This is a genomic window from Desulfitobacterium sp. LBE, assembly GCF_007830365.1.
Classification (GTDB): Bacteria; Bacillota; Desulfitobacteriia; order Desulfitobacteriales; family Desulfitobacteriaceae; genus Desulfitobacterium; species Desulfitobacterium hafniense.
In genome coordinates this window covers 106,155-130,449 of the sequence record NZ_VLKD01000001.1, presented here as the reverse complement: position 1 = coordinate 130,449, position 24,295 = coordinate 106,155, and the positions used below count along the sequence as shown (strand labels likewise).

The window sequence follows — 24,295 nt, the reverse complement described above, 5'->3', positions numbered from 1 at the left end:
GGAATGCTAATCAACAAGCCAGTGAATAACACAAGGACCAGGAAAGAAATCGTCTGTATTAATAATGTGAAATCCGTGTGTATCGGGTTCATCTCGATTTCCCCTCTCTTTATCTAAATTACTTTGTAAGTTTCCTTCTTATTCTAAAATCATTGCCGACTCAGGAACCGCAAATTCTTGATCAGAAACCGAGCCGGGACCTATTTTTATGTTCTTATACGTCAATGAGGTCACCATCTTCTCATTCTCCGCGAATTCGATCTTAGTTGGGACTCCTGTTTTTTTATCTATCCATAGTTTAGATGGATCTACTCCATTAGCTGTGTTTGTCTTGACAATGACACTTTGCCTTCCTTCTACTTCTTCCGCCCCCACAATTTCTGCCTTTTCCAGATCGATCCTATCGATATATCTTAAAAACGAATCCTCTCTTATTCCCTGAAATGTTCCCGATATTCCCGTTGATGGGGCACTGGATGCATTTGGGTTTGGAATCCGATATGTTGTCCTCTTACCCGAATTATCCGTCAGCAAGCCGAGAGTGTCTATCTTTTTATTATTGTCGTAGACCGTTACTTCATATTTAAATTGATTATCTTTAGCCCAGACCTTGCCGTCAAAAATGATTTCTCCAGAATTACGCTCTTCGTAATAAAGCTCTTGGATATCTTTGCTCATGCCAATTAGGTCATCTAGATCCGTTGATTTAGTGCATCCCGTCGTGAAAAACGCAATGCCAATGAGGATGGCCCAAAATAATCTAGCTTTCAAATCTTTCCCCTCCATTCCTACCTAATCTCTCGCTTATTGCGAGCTCGGGAAATAACTCCGTATAATATCCATGCTATAACTATTCCTAATGAGGCTATTCCAACCACAATGCCACAGATATATGCTGCAAGCTGATTGCCCGATATTGCTCCGGCTGAATAAGAATCCAATAGCCCAGCCCAAAGAGCTAAGCAAAATGCTCCACCTAAGAGAGCCAAATAGATAGGGATGCACTTCACAGTAATGCGTTTTGCCTTGAAGCAGAGAATAAATTGAATGGCGAAAAACAATAATGCTCCCATAGCTCCGCTAACAAGGATAGTATAATCAGCACCGTTCACTACAAACACACTAACATCCCCCTACCTAAATTCCCGTTTGGAAAATAATCTGCTGCAGTGCATAAGTCTCCTTAGCCGGCTTGAAATGGGGCGTTTTGGATTAGGCCGAATATTTGGCCTGATTCAACGTCATAAACAAAGGTGCCGCTTTGTGTCATGTAAGATGTATCGCGCCATTGGTAGGAAATGAGGATTTCTAAGCTGCCTTGCAACCATTCGGCTGGGATCAGGACGGGCTTCGTTAACCGTATAATCCAATCTCTCCCCCTGTGCTTTAAATTGCTCCATGACAAAGGCCATATGAGGGCCTGGCCCCTCGGTAAGCGTTGTAGTATCCACTATGCTGAAATGCTTCCATTCCCTTCCTGAGTAGGTTGCGGCCAGAAATCTGCTGTTCCCTGACCAGAGAAAGTCAAAATCCCGCCCGGCAATATCGACGAATACTGTGACCTTTCCGGTTTGGGTATGATAAAGCAGGACTTGGTGGATGCTGTAGAGCAGCCCGTTCTCATCCTTCAAATCTTCCTGGACATTTGGCCATACCGCCCAATTACCGTCCGGTGAATAAATGGCAGACTCGGGGACTGCTGCTTCTGCTACTTCGCCGCTGTCAGAACCGGCATATTCTGTCCGGTTTTGATATATCTGCTGTGCTGAGCCGACCATCTCATCGGAAGCATCAGCATTGTTATGTACCTTGGGATTTACAGCATAAATTCCCAACACTCCTATACAGATGAAAGCCGTAGCAATCATGATCCCCAAAGCCGACCTTTTGTAGTTCAAAACACTTCCTATGCCTTTTCGGCAAGAATTAAAAAACGTCCCTGTGGGTTTTAGCCCTTGTTTTGGCTTCATTATTGCCGCCTCCCACTGCATGAGCAATCAGTAGAGTAAAAAAGATTAAAGGGGTCTATTCAGGCTCTTTTTTATTTGCTTCGGATTTGCCACTATTTTCGAGCATTCTTTTAATTTCCTTCACATCGTCTGCAATACGAAACACCTTATAGTAAATTATAAACAAGATGATCATAGGTATAATATAAACCATGATGATATCGCCTATGAAAAGTTCCCCCTTTCAAACGCCTTGTATATGCTCCATGTGACATTATGTTTTATAGTCTTAAGACTATATCCCCTTAGTTTGAATAATAATACTAATAATTGTTCCAAATCACGAAAGGTGGTACAATATGGATAAAGATAGAGCTAAATCTGAGGGAGATGTTGATATGGCTATTCCAAAAGAACCTAAAAACGGCGCACAGCCAAACTCTTCAAGTGAGCATAAACGAAAAATTGCTAAGTCACTTAAGGAAGTTACATCACAGCATTCCAAGCTACTTAAGAAACTTGCGGAATAGTTATGAATGACATCGAACTCCTTTATATAGAGGATATCCTCTCAATTCACGAAGAGGCCATTAAATCCTTTGGCGGGAGTTTTGAACTGTACGGGGATTCTGTGTCAAAAATCCGGAGTATCCTTGACCAGCAATACCCCCATTTCGATCATGACAAATACTCCTCAGTATTTGAAAAGGCAGCGATGCTTTGGTATTTCCTCACGAAAAATCATTGTTTTGTAGATGGTAATAAAAGAGTTGGCTTTTATGCAGCCACAATCCTTCTAAAAATCAATGGATACTCAGATTATATCGATGATGACGAAGCATATGATAAGGCTATTCAGATATCTTGTTCCCAATTAGCCGGCGAGGCACTAGACACCTATATCCTCGAACTGTCACATTGGCTAAAAGAGCGATTTTCTAAGTAAACAGATCTCATTATAGAGATCTGTATTTTTATTGACCTGAAAACCCATGTTAGGAACTTTCAGTTAACGTTTAGGTAACCCCGATGCGTCCAGCACTTTCAAAGTGTTAAAAAATGCTGTGTTAGCGGAAGTTTTTCTGCTTTTAATTAATACAACTTATCTCCTTTGTACCAATTGAATTTTCTAATCATTTCTTTTGCTGCTTCATGAATCTCATTTCCTCTAGAAAATCGTTCAGTAAAATAACTAGGTCTTTCTTGAGGAATCCCAAATGCAGAATTAAAATCATCCATAAATCTCCATACATATTCATCACATGCATTTACGGAGTTACCAATATAAGTATCAAAATCACTTACTTTAATGTTGTTGGGGTTTGCTTGATTTTTGAAGCTGGCCATATAAGCATTATTTTCACCAAGTAGTTTAATTGAAATATGTTTGTGTATATACTCATTTTCCTGTTTAACAGAGCAATATAGAGTTATAGAGTATTCATTTGAAGTACCACCAACCCAAGCAGACCAATTATAATCATAAGCTCTATCCACTAATGCGGTCACTAACTGTTCAAATTCTCTTGTTTTATATAATTTCCAATTGACCTTTCTATTTTTAGTAAACTTTCTCCAATTATCTTGTGTTATTGCTCGTGTTTCTTTAATCCCAAATATTGAAGCTAATTCATTAAACCCCTGCTCATAATCAACTCTAAAATCGGCGTATTTCCGGTCAATCAGGAAAAATGGCATTTGACATTCTCTATAGTAAATAGGTAATACTACAACTTTTTTCGTTTGCATTTGTTTTACCCATGCTCCACCCCTCTATCTGCCTGCAAAAACCAGCAGATAGAGGGGTCCTGAAAATTCACCCTTTGCAAATGCCGTGACAAAGATAATCTCGGAAATACTCCTTATGCAAATTCGCCCCAAGGGTATACGTTCAGCTCCCTTTGCAAGGCTATGATTACATTTTCTTCTTTAAAACCCATTCTTGTATAAAGTCGCTCGGCCTCTTTGTTGTTGACACGAACAGATATCTGAATGTGGTTAACCCAATCATTTTTAAAAGCTTCCCGTATTACTTGGTTAATTAATCGCGAGCCGATTCCCCTGCTTCTAAATTCAGGAGAAACATTCAGGAAACAGATTTCTGCATATCCATCCCCTCTAAGCATTTCCAAATAAACATAGCCAATGACATGATTGTCCGTCTCAGCCACAATCAACTGATTATAGTCGTCTAACCTGTTAACTACCTCTGGCCCGGTAAAATAGGCGGTTTCAGGATGAAGCTTAATAAAATCGTCAAAGTCACTTGATGTATAATAACGAATATTTATCTTTTGATTGCCCACTTCCGATACATTGCTCAAGCTTTTTTTATCCCTTATTAAAGTCTTTTCTGCATTATATACATTAAAATGGTTTGCTTCGTACACTCGCTTGCAATTCACATTGGCCTCATAAAAAGCTACCTTTGCCAGATTGATAGTTGTGGGTATTTTGGTCTTAGAGGCAGCTAACAGATTTAAAGCAATTTCAGTCCAGCTTTTTTGTTTGGATACGTACGGCCCCAATAATCTAAGAGCAGACTGTTCTTCCGATATATAAATTCCTAAGAAACCACAGATTACACCTCCGTCTATGGCTATCAAACAACTATCTGTAAACGATGGCGTGAGGTCCATTAGTTGTGATTTGATTTCTTCAGGTGAATAGCCCAACCAGGCAATAAAACTCTCGTCAAGCGTCTGACACGACGAGATAAATTTCACCGTTTCCTCCATCGATTCCTCGCTTAGGTTTCTGATAATTATCTCACTCATAGTACAGCTCCTATTCATCTTAAGCTATTCCCACCACGCCTTATCTTTTAATTTTATAATTCAACATTTTCCTAAATACTCCTCTAAATTATCCATATATTTGAAAGGCCGACAAACAATCATCCCCAAACTCAGTTTTAATCATGGAAAAAGCCGTAGAACACTAAAATTCTACGGCTTTTCCCCTTTACTTATATCCTGTTGGAGAACTTCATTGTGAATGTCCATTTGTTTTCCTCCTGAACTGATTCTATCAATAAACTGCAATTCTTTATTTTTCCTTTTGGTCAAAATAATTGCTTTGAATGATTAAATCAGAAAGGGACAGTCCTTTTATGGCATGGTCCTCAAGTTCCTTGCTGGTGCCGACAAAGGTTCCGTCGGCCAAAACGGCGTAATCTCTTTGGGTCGTGAGCAGATTGCGGCCCTGTGCCGTCCCTGCGTACTTTTCTTCTTCTATGCCCATCAAATAGGCGACCGTTGGCAAAACATCGATCTGCCCCCCTGTGGTCTCAATAATCTTGGGGCCCATGTCTTTTTTGTAGATAATTAAGGGTACCTTGCGATCGTTTGCCATCCACCAATCTTCCTGAGGCTGGATACCGGCAAGCTCATCATTGTAATATTTATGAATCCCCTCATGATCGCCATAGATCACAATCACAGTGTTGTCCAGAAGTCCTTTTTGATCAAGGGATTCTATAAACATGCCGATCTGCTTATCTACGTAACGGATGCTCTGGAAATACCCCCCCAATTTTGTCCGGTCAAGCTGTGGCTCAATTTCCAGTTCACGATACTCTTGAGGCAGATCAAAGGGGCCGTGACTGGTCATGGTAATAATAAAATCATAGAAAGGCTGCCCAGATTGCTCAAGGATAGGAAGCATTTGCCGGAGATAGCTCCCGTCACTTAATCCCAGACCGATTTTCTCATCCATAACAAAATCCGTAATATCCAATGTATTGGCGAAACCCATGGCGCTTAAAGCCTGAACCCAATTCCAGTAACCGGCATTATCGGGGTGGCTGGCTTGGGTAGTGTATCCTTTTTCAGCAAGCAGCTTAGGCAGGGAATTATACTCGTTGAGCGGATATCTGAAAAAGGTGCTCCCCCGCCTTACCGGATATACGGAGGCATTAGTCAGGAGCTCAGCATCAGAAGTGGTTCCATTCCATACCTGCTCATAGAAATTGGGGAAATAGATGCTGTCCTGCAAAAGCCGGTTCAGCGTCGGAGTTATTTCCTGACCATTGTAGCTTTGATTAATGACAAAATTCTCTAAGGATTCCACCTGTAAGAGGATAAGGTTTTGCCCCGCAAATATTCCTTGATACTGATCAGCAGGTGAATCTTCCTGATGCTGTACATACCAATTTTCGATCTCTTCCTCCTGTTCAGGAGTCAGCTCAATGACCTGATTTTCCTTAAAATAAACATAGCCCTCATAGAAATGATAGCCCACAGGCGATAAATTTCTCATCGTATCGGTGGGAGTCCAGCAGATGCGGAAAACAATCTGGTTTTGTCCATTCTCCACCCGGTCATAGCGATAATGAGCTGAATAAATGAACCCCACAGCAAGTACACAGATAAGCAGGAACCAGGGGGTTTGCCGTCTGATTTCCTTTCCTAGCTCTCTTTTCACGATAAGCAGGAGGAGGCCCACTAAGCAATCGATGAAAAAAAGAGCATCGGGTAAATAAATCAGAGATACAATTGAACCGCCCAGGTCTTCAAGATTGGCCAATTGGGCAATGAGATGAAAGGTAAGAAAATCACCATATCCCCGATAATAAACTAAATCAGCGAACAACAAAAAGGCCAGAATCGCGCTGAAGACCCAGGTTACCCAGAGACGGCTTCTTCCCTTGAAAAGCAACGGGGCGGAAAAGAATAAGAGGGTAAAGCAAAGAGCAATAACGCTGGATACTGCGTAATTATTCACAAAGTAAAATTCCCAGGAGTTGTTCCATGATGTGGTCAATCCCATAAAAGCAATAACTTTAATATAGCCAATAATAAAGGATCCCCACCAAAAAGGATCCGGTACAAGGTCTATAATTGGGCGGAGGTTTCTCTTGATGGATTCGTATTGAAGAACGGGCATTGCATCACCTTATAATAAACTTTATTGTGTAAACATATCTTAAAAACAGTGTAACGAAAATGTAAAGACAGTTAACATTATAGCATACCCTCCCGGTCAGTTAAAATTGGCTCTCGTCCAGATATCAAATCCTACCGCCCTCTCCCAGCCGATTATTAGCAATAACGTACTATTTGGCTTCGGCCAGGCAGATGCCAATCTTGCCCCGCAACGCCTAAAAATCGACTCTCTTCGTCACCTTAAAGAGATCTACGTACCCTTCCTCATTCAGCTGTACAATTCCTTCGCCATTCTTCTCCTGACTGGTTCCATCCTTTGCTCTTTTCTCGACTTCTACCGTGTAGTAATATTGTCTGCCCTGGTCTTTCTTAATCTCAATATCTTTCACATAGAACCGGCACTCTTCTTCCCAGGCCAGCTGGTCAAATTTGCTTATATATCTGTTTTTAAGCAACCCCTGCCAGGCAGCTTCCGTGCAGTATCTTTTATACTTTGCGAGATAGGGTTTAAATAATTCCTCAAAGTCCTCCGGGGCCATTGTCAGTATTCCTGTTTTTGTTGGCATTAATTCGCTTACTTCCTGCAAATACTGGTTTTGCTTTTCACGGAGTTCCTGATAATCTTTCGTGTTTTCAACCTGATAAAGCTCCAGAAGGAGCCCCTCAATATTACTTACACCTATTGACTTATTCGGTTGGTAACCGGCTAAAAGAAGAATTATAAGTGATAAAGTTATAAACACTATTGCTTTTTTCATATTTCTGCTCCTTTTCTCAACAGCAATAAACACAAAGAGAGCCCCACATAGAGCTCTCTTCACATCTCATGCACTTTAATTGCTTAGCAGCTTCCGCCACAACCACCGCAGCTGCTGCCGCAGCCTTGACCGCCAAAATCTTTCGCCAAGCGGATTTCAAAACCACTGCCTTCTTCATTCTCCACAAAATCGATGAAAGCATCTTCAAGATATTCGGAAAGAGAGCTGGCTGTAATAACGGATACCCCATGTTCTTCATCCAGAACATCCAATTCGGTTTTGGCATCCTCCAAGGCCATCCCAAAACTTGGGCCACCGCAGCCAAATCCCGCCAGGTAAAGACGAAGATAGCACTTCTCCTTATTCTGTGTCTTCTGCACTTCCTTAACTTTCTGAGCCGCAAGCTCTGAAATCTTAACCATATTCACAACCTCCTTATGATCGCTGGGGACGAACTTCCTTATTATACGCTTTTAAGCTTTGTGCTTGTAGATTGCGGATTAAGCCATGTATAATACAGCTCCATTATGTCTTAGGTTAATTATAGCATTTCTAACCAGCAAAGGGAAAGGATGTTTTAAAGATACCCTTTACATAAAAACGGACTTCGGATGATCAGCCATCCGAAGTTCGTTGCCGGAGTATTTGTGTTTATTTCATATATTCCACCATATTATTATCTTTGAGCACCACATCATGGGAGCCGCCTTCCACAATGCTGGTCGCCGAAACCAGAGTAATTCTCGCTTTTTCCTGCAGATCAGAGATCGCTAGAACGCCGCAGTTGCACATAGTGGAGCGAACCTTATTTAAGGAGAGGGTTACATTGTCTTTTAAACTGCCGGCATATGGCACATAAGAATCGACGCCCTCCTCAAAGGAAAGTTTTTTGTCTCCGCCCATGTCGTAACGCTCCCAGTTTCTGGCCCGGTTAGAGCCTTCACCCCAGTATTCCTTCATATAGCTGCCATTGATATTGACTTTATTGGTCGGGCTTTCATCAAAGCGGGCAAAGTACCGTCCCAACATAATGAAGTCGGCCCCCATAGCCAGAGCCAAAGTCATATGATAGTCATGAACAATTCCGCCATCGGAGCAGATCGGGACATAGATCCCTGTCTCTGCAAAATACTCATCCCGGGCTTTGGCCACTTCAATCACGGCTGTGGCTTGCCCGCGGCCAATTCCTTTTTGCTCCCGGGTTATACAAATAGAACCGCCGCCAATGCCGACTTTAACGAAATCAGCCCCAGCCTTGGCCAGGAAGAGGAAGCCCTCCCGATCCACCACATTGCCGGCACCCACTTTAACCTGATCGGCGTAATGCTCACGTACCCAGTCGATGGTTATTTTCTGCCATTCTGTAAAGCCTTCCGAGGAATCAATACACAAAACATCCGCTCCGGCGTTGACTAAAGCAGGAATGCGCTCAGCATAATCCCGGGTATTGATCCCGGCACCAACCACATAGCGTTTGGAGTCATCCAAAAGCTCATTTTCATTCTCTTTATTGGAATCATAGTCTTTGCGGAAAACCATGGTTTTCAAATGCTGGTCTTTGTCGATGAGAGGCAAAGAGTTCAATTTGTGTTCCCAAATAATATCATTGGCTTCTTTAAGAGTAGTCTTTTCATCAGCACAGATCAGATCCTCGAATTTGGTCATAAATTCTCCGACTTTGGTATCGGTGGGCATCCGGCTCACCCGGTAATCGCGGCTGGTTACAAGACCTACTAATTTGCCGTTGGCAGTGCCGTCATCGGTGACAGCAACGGTTGAATGGCCTGTTTTTTCTTTTAAAGCTAAAATATCTGCCAAAGTATCCTCCGGCTTCACATTGGAATCGCTGATGACAAAGCCGGCCTTATGGTTCTTTACCCGGGATACCATTTGGGCTTGGTTTTCTATGGTCTGGGAGCCATAAATAAAGGCAATCCCTCCCTCTTTCGCCAGGGCGATAGCCATTTTATCATCGGAGACGGATTGCATGATAGCCGAGACAAGGGGAATATTCATGATGATGGAGGATTGTTCCCCTTTTTTGAACTTAACTACCGGTGTTTTCAAACTTACATTGGCAGGTACGCAAGCGGTAGAGGAATATCCTGGGACCAAGAGGTATTCTCCAAAAGTCCGTGAAGGTTCGTCAAAAAATAATGCCATTTCTATCACTCCTGATTCGTAAAACTTTTATCTTTTATCTTATCATTATCAACTGAATAAAAACAAGTACTTTTTCGAAAAAATATCATTATCCCTGCAGCAACCTGAGCAGTATTTCTTCAAAAAGCTGGTCTTCAACAGGAGTTCGTTTGCCGGGACCTTTAGTTCTTCCTCCTGAGCGGCGGTATTTAGCCTTTAGCTCTCTTTCTTCCAATAAATCAGCTATTGATTCAGGGCGGTATTCCTTACCGGTTGGACTCAAGGCTCTGGCTCCTTTGCCCAATACCATGGCTGCCAGACCGATATCCTGAGTCACGATAATATCCCCCGCTTCACTCAAATTCACTACTTTAAGATCCGTTTCCTGGGGGGCGTTGCCGACGACAATATGATGATCCGAGGCAATCTCGTGGTTAAAACTAGCCACCGTCCACACGGGGATACCATATTGACGGCCCTTTTTCAGGCAGATCTGCAGAACAGCTTTCGGGCAGGCATCACCATCGATCAGAATCTTCATGGTTTGAGCATTCCTCTTTCAATAGACCTCTGAATCAATCTTTCGATATATTCATAGAGTTGGGGGACTTTTTCCTTGGCTATCTCAGTGCGCTTTAATACTTTTTCACTGGTGATTCCAGGTCTTTGCCAAGTGTGACCCTCTGTATTGTAATTCAGTAATAAGGGCTGGAAACGGTCCAAAGTCGCTGCAAAAGCCGCTTCCTTGGTTTCCATCTCTTCAAACTCCTGCCAAAGGCTCATCATCCATTGGGCCTGATCCTCGGGAAGCATATTAAATAAGCGGTCTGCCGCCTCCTGCTCCCTTTCTGCCTTATCTTCATACCCTTTCTCATCATAACAATAAGTATCTCCGGCATAAATCTCCACCAGGTCATGAATCAGCACCATGCTGATCACCTTGGCGATATCGATGGTCTGATCCTCGGCATATTCGGAGAGAATCATCGCCATCACCGCTAAATGCCAGGAATGTTCCGCATCATTCTCCTGGCGCCTGCTGCCGGTGGTAATGCTCTGCCGGGTTATATCCTTTAAGGCGTCGATGGCTACTATGAAATCCAGCTGCCTTTCCATTCTTTCGCTGATCATTGCACTGCATCTCCTTAATCTTCCAGGGGTGTTGAAAAACAGGACCTGTCCCCTTGATTCACATAGTCTATGGGGTCCTTGATACCTGCTTCAGCAAATCCCTTGAGTCTTAAGGTACAGCTGTCACAGGTTCCGCAGGCCTTTTCGCCGCCGCGGTAACAGCTTGTGGTGTGATGCAGGGGAGCGCCATTCTCCGCAGCTAATTGGATGGTTTCCCCTTTGGAAAGATAAAGCAGCGGCGCTTTGATGGCAATGGTTTGGCCGCTCACCCCTGCTTTCGTTCCTACGTCCACAACCTTCTGGAAAGCCTGCAAAAACTCCGGCCGGCAATCCGGATAGCCGCTGTAATCCACGGAACTGATCCCGATAAAGATGGCCTCCGCTCCGATAACCTCTCCGTAACCTAAGGCATAGCTTAAAAAAAGAATATTGCGGGCGGGAACATAGGTCACGGGGATTTGGCCATCTTCTGCGTAATCAGGAACCTGAATGGAGGCATCCGTTAAGGCGCTGCCTCCCACATGTTCAATCTTAATGAGCCGATGCTCTTTGACCTTATAGTATTGGGCGACCGCTTTGGCTGCCTCCAATTCCCGTTGATGCCTTTGTCCATAATCAAAGGATAAAGGATACAACTCATACCCGGCCTTATGGGCAACGCTCATACAGGTCGTGCTGTCCAAACCGCCTGAGAGCAATACTACCGCTTTTTTCATGACTGAGCTCCTTCTCTCCTTATAATTCAAGTGGCTTTTAAGATCAGGTAGTCTTTAAGCCATCATCCAATTTTGGCCTGTCTTTTCTGAACAGAATCAGGGACCAAATGTAACCCCCGAAAACCTTGGCAAAAAATTGCCCAAACACAGCATAGGGAATAAACATCCCGAAGGCCAAGGTCGGAAAAGCGATGGAATCCACCGCCGCGGAAACAACATTGGAACTGTTGACTTTGACAAAGCGGGGATGCTTCCTTAAAGCCTGGTAAACGGCAGTGTCCGTAATACCGGTAAGCAAAAAAGCGATAAACGAGGCCACGGCGATGGGCCCGGCATTGCGATTGATAAACCAGGACAATAAAGCACCGGTTCCCACCAAAAGAAGCATTTTCGGCCAGAGATGCTTGCGGCTCCATTGCTCATGGAGCTTATCCCGGGCGACCAGGTCAAACGCAATCAGCAAAAATGCATTAATCGGTGTTGAGATCGGGCCAAAATAGGTTACCGACAAATTAGCTGCTACATTGGCCGCCAAATATGCTAGTACAATGAGCATGATACCCACTCCTCCATTTTTCTATCAAACTATTATAAACCCTATGTCAATCCACGGGCAATATCCAGATCTACTTATCAAAAAGCCCGCCTTTTTTATGGCTCTTGATCCCGCCGCGGGCTTGCCCTAACTTAGCAGCAGCCTTATTGGGTCCGCCTTGCTGAGCACTTTTTTTCTTCTTCTCTTCGATGAGCTTTTTCATTAGCTCTATATTTTTATCCATTGCCATATACCTCCGGTTTTTTTGCTCCATTACTCTTAGGGGGCTTTACGGCCCGCAATCTCCTCGGCAAGTTCACTGAGATAGGTCCAGCGCTCCAGAGATTCTTCCAGCTGCTTCTCCAGGTCTTCCTTTGCTTTCATCAGCTCATTCAATTTACCGTAATTGCTTCCCGCTTCCGCCATATCTTGATCCACTTGTTCCAATTGACCCTCAAGACCGGCAATTCTGTCTTCAATCTGCTCATACTCCCGTTGCTCTTTATAGCTCATTTTCACCGGGCGCTCTTTTGGCCTGGCCTGATGCCCGGCAGCCTCAGCTTCACCCAGCCTCGAGTTCTGGCCGTTCAGCTTCTGCGTCTTAGAGAGGGCTTCTCCTGAGGACTGCTCCTCCGCAATCCGCCTGGCCAGCTGTTCCCTATAGTCTGTATAGTTCCCGATGGCGGAATGGGTTTTTCCTTGGCCCTCAAAGGCCAGAATTTGATCTACCACCCTATCCAGGAAAAAGCGGTCATGGGATACCGTGATCACCACTCCGGGAAAATCCTCCAAATAATCTTCAAGAATACTAAGGGTTTGAATATCCAGATCATTGGTCGGCTCATCCAGCAGCAGCACATTAGGGGAGCTCATCAAAACCTGCAGCAGATAAAGTCTCCGCTTCTCTCCTCCGGAGAGCTTTTCAACGGGAGTCCATTGCTGGGCAGGAGTGAAAAGGAAGCGTTCCAGCATTTGCGAGGCCGTCAGGACCCCTCCATCAGAAGTTGGCAGCACTTCCGCCACGGCTTTAATCACATCGATGACCTTGGTCTGTGGTTCAAACTCCCGGTATTCCTGAGCAAAGTACCCCAGCTTTACTGTGGGTCCCCATTCGATCTCTCCGGCATCGGCTGGCATCCGCCCAGCCAAAATATTTAACAGGGTTGACTTGCCGCTGCCGTTGGGGCCAATGATTCCGATGCGATCATATTTAGCCAGGATGATGCTGAAATCATCAATAACCGTCCCTGAGCCGGGATATGATTTACGCAGATGAGAACACTGGATGACCTTTTTTCCCAACCGGGCTGCTCCTGCAGAAACTTCCACTTTTCCGGTCTTCTCTTCAGGCTGATCAGCTTGAAGCTGTTCAAACCGATCAATGCGTGCTTTTTGCTTGGTGGTGCGTGCTTTGGCTCCCCGGCGAATCCAGGCCAGCTCATTGCGCAGGATATTTTGCCGTTTCCTTTCAGTGGCTTCCTCCTGCTCATCCCGCTCTGCCTTTAATTCTAAAAAACGGCTGTAATTCCCTGGATATGCATAAAGTTTTCCCCGATCCAGTTCAAAAATTCGATTCGCCACCCGATCAAGAAAATAGCGATCATGAGTGACCATCAAAAGAGCACCCTTAAGCTTATGCAAGTAATTCTCCAGCCAATCCACCATCTCATTATCGATATGGTTGGTAGGTTCGTCCAGAATCAATACATTTGAAGGCTGAATCAGTGCACCGGCTAAAGCCACCCGTTTACGCTGTCCTCCGGACAGTGTCCCGACGGGAATATCAAACTGGGTTATCCCCAGCTTAGTGAGAACGGCTTTAGCCTCACTCTCGATTTGCCAGGCATTGTGGCTGTCCATCTTCTGCCCTAGCTGGAGCAGGGTATTTTGGTAACTTTCGCTGTTGGGATCTTGATTCAGCTGCTCCAGGGCCGTTTCATAGTCCCTAAGCAGCTTCATGAGCGGGGAATTGCCTTTAAAAACCTGCTGCAATACCGTAGCCTCGGGATCGAAGTCGGGCTCTTGGGGAAGATATTCCAACTGCAGCTCATTATTGGTCGTGATCTGCCCTTGATCCGGCTGCTCCAAGCCGGCCAGAATCTTCAGCAAGGTGGATTTCCCTGTTCCGTTGACCCCGATAATACCAATTTTTTGACCTTCCTCTATGCCTAAGGAAATATCCTGGAATAAAGGCTTAATTCCATAACTCTTGGTTAGGGACTCAGCAGTTAACAGATTCATTTTGATTCCCCTTATAGTTTAATAATATAAATAGGCAGCAGATATACCGAGCCATGTTTTATACACACTAATTTTAAGTATATCATTTCTATGAGCTCCAGTGAACTGCAAATCCATCCCATTGCACCAATCATAAAAACACAAGCAATTTCATTTTTTCTCATTTTGCTATTAAACGGATTACACTCTTCTACGTTGGGAAAACTAGACATAAAGTCTTGTAGAAACACTTGGAAGGTGGTAATATATGGGCAAGAAAGATGAACGTAAGGGTAAGGAGGCTACAGAAATGAAGCCCTTAGCAAAACCTGATACGAAAGTAAACCTTCCACCTATGGCAAAGATGAAACAAGGATTTCAGGAAGCCATGACAAAAAAAGGATTAACAATTGAAGATGTTAGAAAGATAACAGGTATTAAGAGGTATGAAAAGGAAAATTAGAGCTGTTATTGACACTAATATATTCATTAATTCCTGGTTCTCCAACAAATATTTTTACTGTGATGCTGTAATGGATTTAGTTAACAATAATAAAATTACCTTACTTTTCTCTCAGGAAACTATCGGTGAATTATTCTATGTCATTAAAAATGCAGTAACATTTTTGATTGATGATAAACAAGAGCGATATGATTATCTACACGATCTTTCAGATATTTTCCTGGATGCTATTTCCGTAAATACATTAGAAGCTGAGTGTCCAGCACTTAATGATGTATTTGATGAAATGTTTTTAAAGACAGCAATTAAAGGCGAAGCCGATTTTCTTGTTAGTAACGACTTTAGAAGCGGTATTCATGCTGTTCAAATCAAGGGATTAAGAATTTTATCTGCTGAAGATTTTATTTCTATTTATGAGGGTTTGATTAAATAAGACCAGGACCTCCAATACGGAGGTTTTTCTTATTGCTTTTTTTGCAAATCTTAAAGATCAAGTCCATCCATCGAAAAAGCAGACCGAATCTTTTACAGGAAGTCGGTCCGCTCTTCAAACAGCTTATTAAATGCAATTGGCTATGTCGATGTTTTCACAGCACGAGAAGAGATATATAAATCCTTGCCATCATATTTTTGTTGAATGGTATCCACGAAACTGTCCGGTTCAATTTCTACAACCGACACTGAAATCGAGTCAGGTGGAAAATTGAGTTCCCTTACCATCAAGTCTTTCAGCTTGTTGGCAATCTCCAGCTTGGTATCACGATCCCGTCCGGGATAAAGGCTGACTGCGATATGGGGCATAATACATCCTCCTTTGTCATGTTATTGAGTGTTAATGAACACAATATTTGTAACTTTCTTCAATTAAGGCATCACCACAAATCCGGTGGGGATAGGTCGCTCGCCGAAAATATTCCTAAGCTTATTCAAAACCCTGCCCTCATAAACCATCTCCACCATGGAGCCGCCATCCAAATTAACCGCTTCCACAGCACCATACTCTAAAAAGACATTCGCCATATTTCTTAGGGTTGCTCCGATACTCCAGTCAGGATCACGTCCATCGATCACCAGCAAAATAAGGGTCCCGTCAGCACGCTGGCCGATTCCGGTGCGAGGGGCTATCCCCCAGCCGCCGTTCCCGGAGACGGCAGGCTGTCCATTCCTGACTAAAGGCGTCCCCATATTGTATAAGGGTGAGGAAAATCCTACCCCTTCTTGGATGTTCTTCTCTTTAATCTCAGCAACATTCATAGTTCCAATGATCAGTTTGCCCTCGGCATCAAGCCCCACAAAATCAACTGCTTCATCCCTGATAGTGTCATACACGACTTCCCCGTTCTGCACCGTAATTCCATAAGGAATGGCTCCATTCCCCTCCCCATTGGGATCGTAGACTCCTCCGGCGTTGATACCGGCAATGGCGCCTGAACGGCTTACCATATCCGTGAGTTTCTCCCCGGCCGTTCCAATTTCCTGAGTAACGGCTACTTTAACCCGCTTGGGATCGCTGATAAGCATGACTTTTCCTCTGAAAAAAATATCACCGCGGGCATCCTTACCTTCGATATCTTCAATAAGGATACCGGAGCTGTCATAGACAAGGGTTCCCCCTTCAATAGGCGTTCTGATCTGAGTCGCCGTCCCGGAGGTAAAGGAAAAGTCCATCAGCTCCCCCAGCTTTTCGGGGCTTTCGGCATAATTTCTGACATCCTCACCAACCGCATAATCCGCCCATTCACGACCATTGATAAAGCCTACTTCACGCTGGCCATCAGTTAATGTAGCGCGAATACCTCCGGCATTATCAACCAGAGCCAGCAGGATCAGGGCATTTTGGCGAAAAGGATTGGCTTGCCTGGTTTCTTCCGTATCATACTGCTTAAGCACCTCAGCGGAAACAGAGTAAATAATTTCAATATCATAAGGCTGCTCACCGGTGTGCAGCTTAAAGTGATCGTACTGCACACCCTCCGGTACAGGTAATAAACCAATCAGCTTGCCGACTGCGGAGTTATCCCCCAGATACTCCGTCCGGCTTTTCCAGAGGTCTTCGGCTAAGCCAACCTCCTTTGCTGTCGTTTCGCTATAGCCTCCGCCAAAGGTAACCGCTATGGAAACCGCGGCAATCAGCAGCACCCCAATCAAGGTGATCCTCAGCATGCGCGGCTTCTGAGCGATCCGTTTGATGCGCTCTGTTATTTCTCCTTTACCTCCTGTCATAGTGGTGGCGCAGTAAAATAACTCCGTAGGCTTTGGTGATACGGTCATCATTTCGATGAGAGTTTTGCCGTAAGCCAGGCGGTTTTTTTCACCCAGTACACGAAGGGTTCCCTCATCACAGGCCAGCTCGCTGTCTTGACGGGATAGCACCACAGCAAGCCAGACCAGCGGATTGAACCAATGAATGCAAAAACATAAAACGCGCACAAGAGACCAAATGTGGTCACCATGTCGGTAATGAGTCAACTCATGGGCAATCACATGGGTTGTTCTCTGTTCATCGGCGAGACTGGGAGGTGTCAGGTAGATAGAAGGTTTCCACAATCCGTACAAACAGGGAGACGGCAAATCCTCGGTGACATAGACAGCCAGCGGGCAAGAAACATTATGTACCCGCTGCCGGCTTCGTCTGAGCTTTCGGCTCAGGCGAACATTGGCCATGACCACAACCCCGCCGCTGGTCAAAATTCCGCCCAACCAGAGATAAGTTGCCATCGCTCCGTAGTCTGTCTTATGAGCTGCAGCATTGGTGACGGTATTATTATTTTGAGCTGTCTGAATTCCGATTGGCTCTATTCCCTTCGCAGGATTAACTGGATTAACTGGATTGGCAGGGTCAGCTGGAACAGCTGGATCAGCTGAAGTAACTAGAGCAGCTGGGTTAGGTATGGTAGTCGGAACAACAGTAACAAAACCACCGGGCTGTTTGGGCAAAGCGTTCAGCACACTGATGGGGCTTTCAAACAAGGAAAAGGGCAGAAGCAGCCGGATCGCCACAAGCAGCCACAGCGCATATTGCAGCCGGGAGGAAATCCGGCCGCGCAGCAGCTGCCGCAGGGCAACAACAATAAGAATCAGAACGGAAGAGGTCATCACTGTTTCAATCATTTTTATCCTCCGCCTCCTGCAAAATGGCGTACAGCTCGTTGATCTCCTCTTTGGAAAGCTGCTTTTTCCGTACTAAGGTGCTCATCATCATGCTTGCCGAGCCTGCAAAGGCCCGTTCAAGCAAGGAACGTGCCTCAGCCACCGCAACATCATCCCGTGCCACATTGGGGTAATATTGCTTGGCCCGCCCTACCACTTCAAAGCGAATAACACCTTTTTCAGTCATGCGTTCCAGCATGGTCTGCACTGTACTGCGACTCCAGCCCGGATCATCCTTTAATTCATGGCAGAGCTGCACATAGGTGCGGGGTGCCAGCTCCCACAATTTCTCCATGATATACCACTCACTTTTGCCAAGGGCATTATTTGCCGTTACCATTACGACCCTCCCCTCCCATTGCACGACTTATGTCGTTCACTAAAAATACTATAGCCGTTTACACGACACATGTCAAGCAATCAAAGCAAAAATACCCTCCAAGCAATTCTCTTTATATTTTTCTGTTTTAGGGTTATAATAGGAGCAGCAAAAGCGGAGATGGATTAATATCTCAGCCGGTGTGCCGGCTTAGTCCGCAATGCGGTCATATGGGATTGACCTAAAAAATAGCCTTTGTCCTTGCCAGGGGGGCTATTTTTAGTTATCTTAACGACTGGCTTAGGTATTTCAAGGACAAATGTTTAATGCTCATCTGCTTGTCAGCCAATACCAAGGTATGGCAAGTGAGTTTAAAAATCCGCTGATTTTGACTTTTACTAAGCTAGCTGACTCAATTTCAAAACCGGCGAATTTTCATCTTCACCCCTACAATCCCTGAACGTCAAGGGGTATTACCTTCCGGCATGGTCTTGGAAAGTCTAAGTCCAAAAAGCTAATATATAACCATTAAACCCAGGCTAACCAATTCCTATATCTAGTTCCCTACCAACGAATGAGGAGGCTTAATCATGTCCAGTGTCATCGAACGTTTTCTCAGATATGCGGCCATCGACACCCAATCCAATGAAGAGTCCCAAACCACCCCCAGCACCGGGAAGCAGCTGAACTTAGCCCGGCTTCTTGAACAAGAACTTAAAGAGCTTGGCTTGCAGGATGCGCGCATCCAGGAAGGCTATGTTTATGGAACCTTGCCTGCCAACTCTACCAAGGCGATCCCCGCCATCGGCTTGATCGCCCATATGGATACCAGTCCTGATTTTTCAGGGACCAATGTCAAAGCACAGTTAGTAAAAGATTATGACGGCCAGGACATCCTTCTTAACCCGGAACACAATCTAGTCCTCTCCCCTGCAGACTTCCCGGAATTGCTGGATTACATAGGAAAAACCCTGCTCACTACTGATGGTACCACCCTCTTGGGAGCGGATGATAAAGCCGGCATCGCCGAGATCATGACAGCAATCGCCTATCTGACTGCACACCCGGAGATTGAGCATGGAACCATCTGTGTGGCCTTTACCCCTGATGAAGAGATCGGCCGGGGTGCCGACCAGTTTGATGTGGCCGGTTTTGGAGCAGATTTTGCCTATACCGTGGACGGCGGGCCCATTGGCGAGCTGGAATACGAGAACTTCAATGCCGCCAAAGCTATCGTGAAAGTAAAAGGAAGAAATGTTCACCCCGGCAATGCCAAGAACAAAATGATTAATTCCATTCTTTTAGCCAATGAATATATCGTCAAACTCCCCCCTCAGGAAACACCGGCCACCACCGAGGGTTATGAGGGCTTTTATCATCTCAATGATATCCGGGGAGATGTGGAAGAAACCACCCTTTACTACATTATCCGGGATTTTGCTGAAGACTCTTTTGCCAAGCGTAAGGAGACCATGCTCAATTTAGCGGAAGAGTGCAACAAAAAATACGGATCGGGACATTTTCATGTCGAGATCACCGATCAATACAAAAACATGAAAGAAAAAATTCAGCCGGTGATGCATATTGTGGATAAAGCCCAAAAGGCCATGGAGACGGTGGGGGTTAAACCTCTGATCAAGCCCATCCGCGGGGGCACCGACGGCTCACGCTTATCCTTTATGGGCCTGCCCACCCCTAATCTATTCACCGGCGGGCATAATTACCACGGCCGCTATGAATTCATTCCCACCTTCGCCATGGAAAAATCCGTGGAAGTTATCCTCAGAATTATTGAACTCTATGCCGAAGAGCATTCAAATTAAAGGGCCCTTCTTACAAGATTAGCACTTAAACAACCATAGTCCAAAACAGCCACATAATATAAAACCGCGTGAAATCATCGTTTGATCTCATGCGGTTTTTTCAACTCATGGTTTTCTTAGTTTTTCCATTCACCTGATGAAAACTCTAAAAAACACTTCTATATCTAAAAAGCACTTCTATATCTGTGGAAATAAGAGTTCGACGATTTGAATGAATTCTTCCAGCTTGCCGCAATCATTGACCAAATACACCGGAAGCCCGATAAAGCGAAAGGGTAAGTTCTTATGGACAAAATCATAAAGAGAGGGCACCTCATGCGCGCTTCTCTGGCCTTTAAGCTGGTTTTCCAGAAGACCGTAGAGTTCCCGATAATGCACAGGGTTCAGATTGTGGGCTTGAATATACCCTTCCCGCTGCCGTGCATACACGGATTGAATATAGTCCTTCTGCTTATCGGTCCAGTAGGGGTGCGCCTTTAAGACAAAGGCGTTGGCCAGGGTTTCTTCAAGACAATCCTGAGTGCCCCAGGTCTGACTATAGATCTTTCTTTTATAAGCCGGGTAAAGACCCTCATTATTCCTTCCCACATCATCCAGCAAAATACAGTAGCGCTCAATGAGATAATGGAAAGACACATGAGTGAGAACAGAATCCAAAGCCAGGGTATGCGCCTCTCTTAAGGTCATCGCGGTCTGTCTGAGAACACTTAAGAGATACATCCCGAACATTTCCGCATAAAGATAGAGACCGAAATTCTCCGAATTAAAATGATAAGGCCGGTAGGTTCCCACCATATCAAAATTCTCACAGCGTCTTTCATTAAAGTAAAGCTCATACTCCCGCAAATTTAATTTGAGCTGATTGAAGGAACTTGAGTTATAGGAAATCGCTTTGCCTTTCGCCAGATATAAATCCAAGCCCTGGATGATCGGGTAGACTTCTTCTCTTACATACTCCCCCACTGTGCCACCTCATTTCTATGGGCAATTCGTGTTGCGAGCCTGTCTCCCTAAATCCATATGACTCACTTTCCCCTTTTAGCACCAGTGGTTAAGAAGTATATAAGAAAAAGCACCCCTATTCAGAGTGCTTGTATGCTATAATTAATTTTTGCAGCAGAGCGGTCGGCATTCCTCCGAAGGAAGGTGATGCCATGGAAGTATATGAACCTTTAACACTAATGATCTCCTTTGGAGCATTAGTTGCTTTATTACTTACCTCCGATAAACGGAAATAGACCGCCTCTGCTCAAGGAATGCCGGTCTATTTTCCGATTTCCAAAGCCGACCGCACTTCAAGCGGCTGTTGCTAGGGGTCATGTTAGCGCATGACTCCTATTTAATTTTAGTATACCACATATTGAGCAAAAACATCACTATGTTGAGCTATTTTCATCGCCCACGGAAATCAGCCTAAGCTGTGGCCAGCAGAATTTTCCGGGTTTGCCGGGTAATCATATTTATTTCAGCCGCGATCACCAGCGCCGTCCGTTCAGTGGATAAATCATCCGCGATGGCTGGGGCTGATTTTTTCGGCCGCGACCTTGTCCAGAATGTCCCAGACGGCTGCCGGCTGGGCCGGTTTAGTCAGGACGCGGAGCGGCGACACGGCTTTAAAATCCTCCTGCTCCTCCGACGCTGTTATGAAAACGATGTGACACCCTTGATTGCGCTGCCTTATATGTGAGGCAGCCTCAAGACCGGTGATCTTTTTCATCCGGTGATCCAGAAAGAAAAGGTCAAATAGATTAGGGTTCTCGTTGAATTTTTCCAGCAGTTCCTCCCCGCTGCTGAATTCATAAAGGTTAAACTTGACTCCGCATCTGCTTTCATAGTCCTGAAGGATAAGTTTTATGTATGCCCGCTGCAGTGCACCGTCATCGCATAGGCTAATATTCAACCCGGCGCTCAGCATGGCTTCCGCCGGGCCTTTCTCCTTCGCCCTTGGCCGGTTTCTGCCCAGGCATAGGTGACCATGAGGATAGGTCCATCCGTTCCTGCTCTGCTATTCATATACTTCCCCCTTTTCCCGCCCGGCACCGGACCGGACCCCCATCAAGGGTCCGCTTCCGGCAGCCTGGCGGTGATCAGGGGAAATTAAAAGACGCATGCAAGGGTTTATCCCTACACATGCGCCTGAATTATACTGTCTCAAGTTTCTGCTCTCAAGTCGCACACAATCAGCACGCTCCCTGAGCGGCAATCCGATTATACACTCTGGTTATACACCCTGGCCGCCGGTACGGTTGTACTGGAGGGAAGGGCATTGTATAATGGATCTGTCGTCGCGGACAGCTTGCTGTTACGTGTAGGTGCTTCCACACCTTGCGCGTGCCTGGAAGTGTTGGTAGCACTTTCAGGCCGCGGCGGCCTTTTAATTTCCACCTGTATCCATTATAGGGGTATTGGGAGGGAATTACAAGCCAGGTGGATGGTGAGGCAGGAATTTTATCGTTCAAGGTGGCTAAGGTTTTATGATGTTGAACAATGTACTCCATGATATTGAGCAAGGCATCACTATTTGCTGCTATTTTTCATCACTCGATGGTGCAGCCTAAGCTGAAGTGCCGGCCTCACCCGCTTTGCAATCCTGAATCCTGGTGCCAAAGAAAATCAGGCACAAAACCAGGGTAGCCGCCCCAATGACATAGGGGGTATTCATGGATAATCCATAGATACCGCCTCCCACCAGAGGGCCGGCAATTCGGCCGAGGCTGCCAAAGGATTGAAATACACCCAGAGAAGCTCCCTGCCCGGTATGACTGTTTTTGCTCACCAGGCTGGAACCGGTGGGAACCATAAAGGAATTTCCGACCATAAATACTACCGTTCCCAGAACCAACAGGATGGCATTAGGTGCCCAAAGCAGCCAGAGGAAGGCCACAGCGCAAAGAAGTGCTCCCACCTTGGCCGGTTTGGCATCCCCAAACCGCCTGACCACCTTGCCAATCAGCATTCCCTGAACGATCACACCAGTAATGCCGATAATCATAAAAACGATGCCCATTTCCTGGGGCCCGAATCCCACCCGCTCGGCTGCAAACAAGGTAAAGGTGCTTTCAAACATGGCCATCGTAAAGCTAAGGACGAAATTGAAGATAAACAGCGGGAATAAAGGATCCCGAATCACCCCGGGATGAAGGCGTACTTTTGGTTTAGATTCCAGGTTGGGTTCTTTGAGGGTTTCAGGCAGCAGCTTCCAGGCAAAAGGCAGGACGAGCAAAGCCAAAGTTCCTGCAAAGTAAAAGGGTAACGTAAAGCTATAATGTCCCAGGAAACCGCCTAAAGCCGGTCCGAAAACCATCCCCAATCCCATGGCGGCTCCGAGCATTCCCATACTCTTGGACCGGTCCGCTCCTTCCGTTATATCAGCCATATAAGCCATTGCGGTAGGCAAAGTGGCCGAAGAGACCACCCCCGACAGAGCTCGAAAAGCGATGAGAAGAGGCAGATTTCCGGCCATTCCATAGAGAAAAAAGGTAATGCCATAACCACTAAGTCCAATTAACAGAACAGGCCGTCTGCCGATGCGATCCGACAGCCTTCCCCAAAAGGGGGCAAAGAAGAACTGCATAATGGAATAAGCAGACATAAATAACCCCAGTGAGAAAGCCCCGCCGCCCAGTTCTTCTATCAAAAAAGGAAGGATGGGAATGACTATCCCGAAGCCCACCATAACCAGGAACTGGATGATGACCAAAATAACCATCGGCCGAAGATATTGCTTTTGCATGAGTACACTCCCATCATACTGCTGCTGAACCGCTAAGACCATTACCTTACATAGAGTTTTTGTTTCTGTTCAAATATCCATTGAATCATTATAATAGATGTTGAAGTATAAATCACCTAACAGAATTAAAAATCACAGAAATTTCTTGGAAAGATTCATGGAAAGGACAGATTATGAGTACTTATAAAACAAAAGGTGTTTGCGCAAGCCATATACATTTCGAGATAAAGGAAAACAAACTATACGATGTCGAATTCGTCAACGGATGTCCCGGCAACCTGCAGGCTTTAGCTGTGCTTCTGGAAGGAATGTCTGTGGACGATGTGGCAGAGCGTCTCAAAGGTATCCGCTGTGGCCATAAAGCCACATCCTGTGCCGATCAGCTTGCCAAAGCCCTGGAATCCAGCAAGTAAGAGAACCCCGCCCAGTCGTCAGAATATGACCGGGCGGGGTTTCTGCTTGCGAAAATA

27 protein-coding genes and 1 pseudogene are annotated in these 24,295 nt (G+C 45.2%); 6 read left to right on the top strand and 22 right to left on the bottom strand.

The genetic code is table 11. The annotated features are described in order from the left end of the window. Positions 1–138 precede the first annotated feature (138 nt). The 3 genes from DESLBE_RS00630 to DESLBE_RS26420 form a co-directional block, all read right to left on the bottom strand. Entirely contained in the window at positions 139–771 is a 633-nt protein-coding gene (locus tag DESLBE_RS00630) for a hypothetical protein (RefSeq protein WP_243131202.1), read from the bottom strand. Between the two features lie 17 nt (positions 772–788). After that, positions 789–1,121, bottom strand: coding sequence for a hypothetical protein (locus tag DESLBE_RS00625; protein WP_144674820.1), 333 nt, complete (start codon positions 1,119–1,121; stop codon positions 789–791). 120 nt (positions 1,122–1,241) lie between these two features. After that, positions 1,242–1,970, bottom strand: coding sequence for a hypothetical protein (locus DESLBE_RS26420; protein WP_243131201.1), 729 nt, complete (start codon positions 1,968–1,970; stop codon positions 1,242–1,244). A gap of 338 nt (positions 1,971–2,308) precedes the next feature. Here DESLBE_RS26420 and DESLBE_RS26415 point away from each other — a divergent pair, with 338 nt between their 5' ends. After that, positions 2,309–2,479 carry a hypothetical protein gene (locus tag DESLBE_RS26415; RefSeq protein WP_018306165.1) on the top strand — a complete coding sequence of 57 codons (171 nt, stop codon included), beginning with the start codon at positions 2,309–2,311 and terminating at the stop codon, positions 2,477–2,479. A 2-nt stretch (positions 2,480–2,481) separates the two neighbouring features. Beyond that, on the top strand, positions 2,482–2,895 hold the full coding sequence (locus tag DESLBE_RS00610) for a type II toxin-antitoxin system death-on-curing family toxin (protein WP_018306166.1): 414 nt from the start codon (positions 2,482–2,484) through the stop codon (positions 2,893–2,895). Between the two features lie 146 nt (positions 2,896–3,041). On the opposite strand, the gene DESLBE_RS00605 is transcribed toward DESLBE_RS00610, so the two are convergent. From DESLBE_RS00605 to DESLBE_RS00555, 12 genes are all read right to left on the bottom strand, one after another. After that, entirely contained in the window at positions 3,042–3,698 is a 657-nt protein-coding gene (locus DESLBE_RS00605) for a hypothetical protein (RefSeq protein WP_144674818.1), read from the bottom strand. 113 nt (positions 3,699–3,811) lie between these two features. Next, positions 3,812–4,726, bottom strand: coding sequence for an N-acetyltransferase (locus DESLBE_RS00600; protein ID WP_144674817.1), 915 nt, complete (start codon positions 4,724–4,726; stop codon positions 3,812–3,814). A 271-nt stretch (positions 4,727–4,997) separates the two neighbouring features. Next, entirely contained in the window at positions 4,998–6,836 is a 1,839-nt protein-coding gene (locus DESLBE_RS00595; RefSeq protein ID WP_144674816.1) for an LTA synthase family protein, read from the bottom strand. Between the two features lie 214 nt (positions 6,837–7,050). Further along, positions 7,051–7,626: a hypothetical protein gene (locus tag DESLBE_RS00590; RefSeq protein ID WP_243131200.1), complete on the bottom strand. Its 576-nt coding sequence runs from the start codon at positions 7,624–7,626 to the stop codon at positions 7,051–7,053. A gap of 50 nt (positions 7,627–7,676) precedes the next feature. Next, positions 7,677–8,015: an iron-sulfur cluster assembly accessory protein gene (locus tag DESLBE_RS00585; protein ID WP_144674814.1), complete on the bottom strand. Its 339-nt coding sequence runs from the start codon at positions 8,013–8,015 to the stop codon at positions 7,677–7,679. A gap of 229 nt (positions 8,016–8,244) precedes the next feature. Then, positions 8,245–9,756 carry an IMP dehydrogenase gene (locus DESLBE_RS00580; protein WP_144674813.1) on the bottom strand — a complete coding sequence of 504 codons (1,512 nt, stop codon included), beginning with the start codon at positions 9,754–9,756 and terminating at the stop codon, positions 8,245–8,247. Between the two features lie 88 nt (positions 9,757–9,844). Then, complete coding sequence (locus DESLBE_RS00575; RefSeq protein ID WP_144674812.1) at positions 9,845–10,276, bottom strand: DUF188 domain-containing protein; 432 nt, start codon at positions 10,274–10,276, stop codon at positions 9,845–9,847. After that, positions 10,273–10,866: an HD domain-containing protein gene (locus tag DESLBE_RS00570; RefSeq protein WP_144674811.1), complete on the bottom strand. Its 594-nt coding sequence runs from the start codon at positions 10,864–10,866 to the stop codon at positions 10,273–10,275. Before DESLBE_RS00570 ends, DESLBE_RS00575 begins: the two co-directional genes overlap by 4 nt. Positions 10,867–10,880: 14 nt before the next feature. Continuing rightward, positions 10,881–11,582 carry a 7-cyano-7-deazaguanine synthase QueC gene (gene queC, locus DESLBE_RS00565; RefSeq protein WP_144674810.1) on the bottom strand — a complete coding sequence of 234 codons (702 nt, stop codon included), beginning with the start codon at positions 11,580–11,582 and terminating at the stop codon, positions 10,881–10,883. A 43-nt stretch (positions 11,583–11,625) separates the two neighbouring features. Beyond that, entirely contained in the window at positions 11,626–12,138 is a 513-nt protein-coding gene (locus DESLBE_RS00560) for a VUT family protein (protein ID WP_005812681.1), read from the bottom strand. Positions 12,139–12,208: 70 nt separating this feature from the next. Next, positions 12,209–12,361 carry a hypothetical protein gene (locus tag DESLBE_RS26410; protein ID WP_015944478.1) on the bottom strand — a complete coding sequence of 51 codons (153 nt, stop codon included), beginning with the start codon at positions 12,359–12,361 and terminating at the stop codon, positions 12,209–12,211. Positions 12,362–12,396: 35 nt separating this feature from the next. Beyond that, positions 12,397–14,358 carry an ABC-F family ATP-binding cassette domain-containing protein gene (locus tag DESLBE_RS00555; protein ID WP_144674809.1) on the bottom strand — a complete coding sequence of 654 codons (1,962 nt, stop codon included), beginning with the start codon at positions 14,356–14,358 and terminating at the stop codon, positions 12,397–12,399. Positions 14,359–14,605: 247 nt separating this feature from the next. Here DESLBE_RS00555 and DESLBE_RS00550 point away from each other — a divergent pair, with 247 nt between their 5' ends. Together DESLBE_RS00550 and DESLBE_RS00545 are read left to right on the top strand one after the other, a co-directional pair. Then, positions 14,606–14,800 carry a hypothetical protein gene (locus DESLBE_RS00550; protein WP_144674808.1) on the top strand — a complete coding sequence of 65 codons (195 nt, stop codon included), beginning with the start codon at positions 14,606–14,608 and terminating at the stop codon, positions 14,798–14,800. After that, entirely contained in the window at positions 14,784–15,233 is a 450-nt protein-coding gene (locus DESLBE_RS00545; RefSeq protein ID WP_144674807.1) for a putative toxin-antitoxin system toxin component, PIN family, read from the top strand. Before DESLBE_RS00550 ends, DESLBE_RS00545 begins: the two co-directional genes overlap by 17 nt. A gap of 140 nt (positions 15,234–15,373) precedes the next feature. Here the strand turns inward: DESLBE_RS00545 and DESLBE_RS00540 are convergent, their stop codons facing one another. The 3 genes from DESLBE_RS00540 to DESLBE_RS00530 form a co-directional block, all read right to left on the bottom strand. After that, on the bottom strand, positions 15,374–15,601 hold the full coding sequence (locus DESLBE_RS00540) for a tautomerase family protein (RefSeq protein ID WP_144674806.1): 228 nt from the start codon (positions 15,599–15,601) through the stop codon (positions 15,374–15,376). 63 nt (positions 15,602–15,664) lie between these two features. Then, positions 15,665–17,911, bottom strand: coding sequence for a M56 family metallopeptidase (locus DESLBE_RS00535; protein ID WP_144674805.1), 2,247 nt, complete (start codon positions 17,909–17,911; stop codon positions 15,665–15,667). Next, the gene (locus tag DESLBE_RS00530) at positions 17,904–18,290 is read right to left on the bottom strand and encodes a BlaI/MecI/CopY family transcriptional regulator (protein WP_011460033.1); all 387 of its coding nucleotides are present in this window, start codon (positions 18,288–18,290) and stop codon (positions 17,904–17,906) included. Before DESLBE_RS00530 ends, DESLBE_RS00535 begins: the two co-directional genes overlap by 8 nt. A gap of 569 nt (positions 18,291–18,859) precedes the next feature. Between DESLBE_RS00530 and pepT the strand changes: the two genes are divergently transcribed. Continuing rightward, a complete protein-coding gene (pepT, locus tag DESLBE_RS00525) occupies positions 18,860–20,092 on the top strand; it encodes a peptidase T (RefSeq protein ID WP_144674804.1) in 1,233 nt (410 codons plus the stop codon). Positions 20,093–20,269: 177 nt separating this feature from the next. Here the strand turns inward: pepT and DESLBE_RS00520 are convergent, their stop codons facing one another. The 4 genes and pseudogenes from DESLBE_RS00520 to DESLBE_RS00500 form a co-directional block, all read right to left on the bottom strand. Further along, entirely contained in the window at positions 20,270–21,055 is a 786-nt protein-coding gene (locus DESLBE_RS00520) for a hypothetical protein (protein WP_144674803.1), read from the bottom strand. A 453-nt stretch (positions 21,056–21,508) separates the two neighbouring features. Beyond that, positions 21,509–21,607 (bottom strand): annotated as a pseudogene (locus DESLBE_RS00515) (DUF3102 domain-containing protein); the annotation flags it as partial. After that, positions 21,597–22,007, bottom strand: a complete 411-nt coding sequence (locus DESLBE_RS00510) for a response regulator (protein ID WP_144674802.1) — start codon at positions 22,005–22,007, stop codon at positions 21,597–21,599. The gene DESLBE_RS00510 and the pseudogene DESLBE_RS00515, both read right to left, overlap by 11 nt. A gap of 639 nt (positions 22,008–22,646) precedes the next feature. Next, positions 22,647–23,825 (bottom strand): MFS transporter, encoded by a 1,179-nt coding sequence (locus DESLBE_RS00500; protein WP_144674801.1) that lies wholly within the window; start codon positions 23,823–23,825, stop codon positions 22,647–22,649. 173 nt (positions 23,826–23,998) lie between these two features. On the opposite strand from DESLBE_RS00500, the gene DESLBE_RS00495 reads away from it, so the two are divergent. Then, a complete protein-coding gene (locus DESLBE_RS00495) occupies positions 23,999–24,238 on the top strand; it encodes a TIGR03905 family TSCPD domain-containing protein (protein ID WP_144674800.1) in 240 nt (79 codons plus the stop codon). Positions 24,239–24,295: the final 57 nt, after the last annotated feature.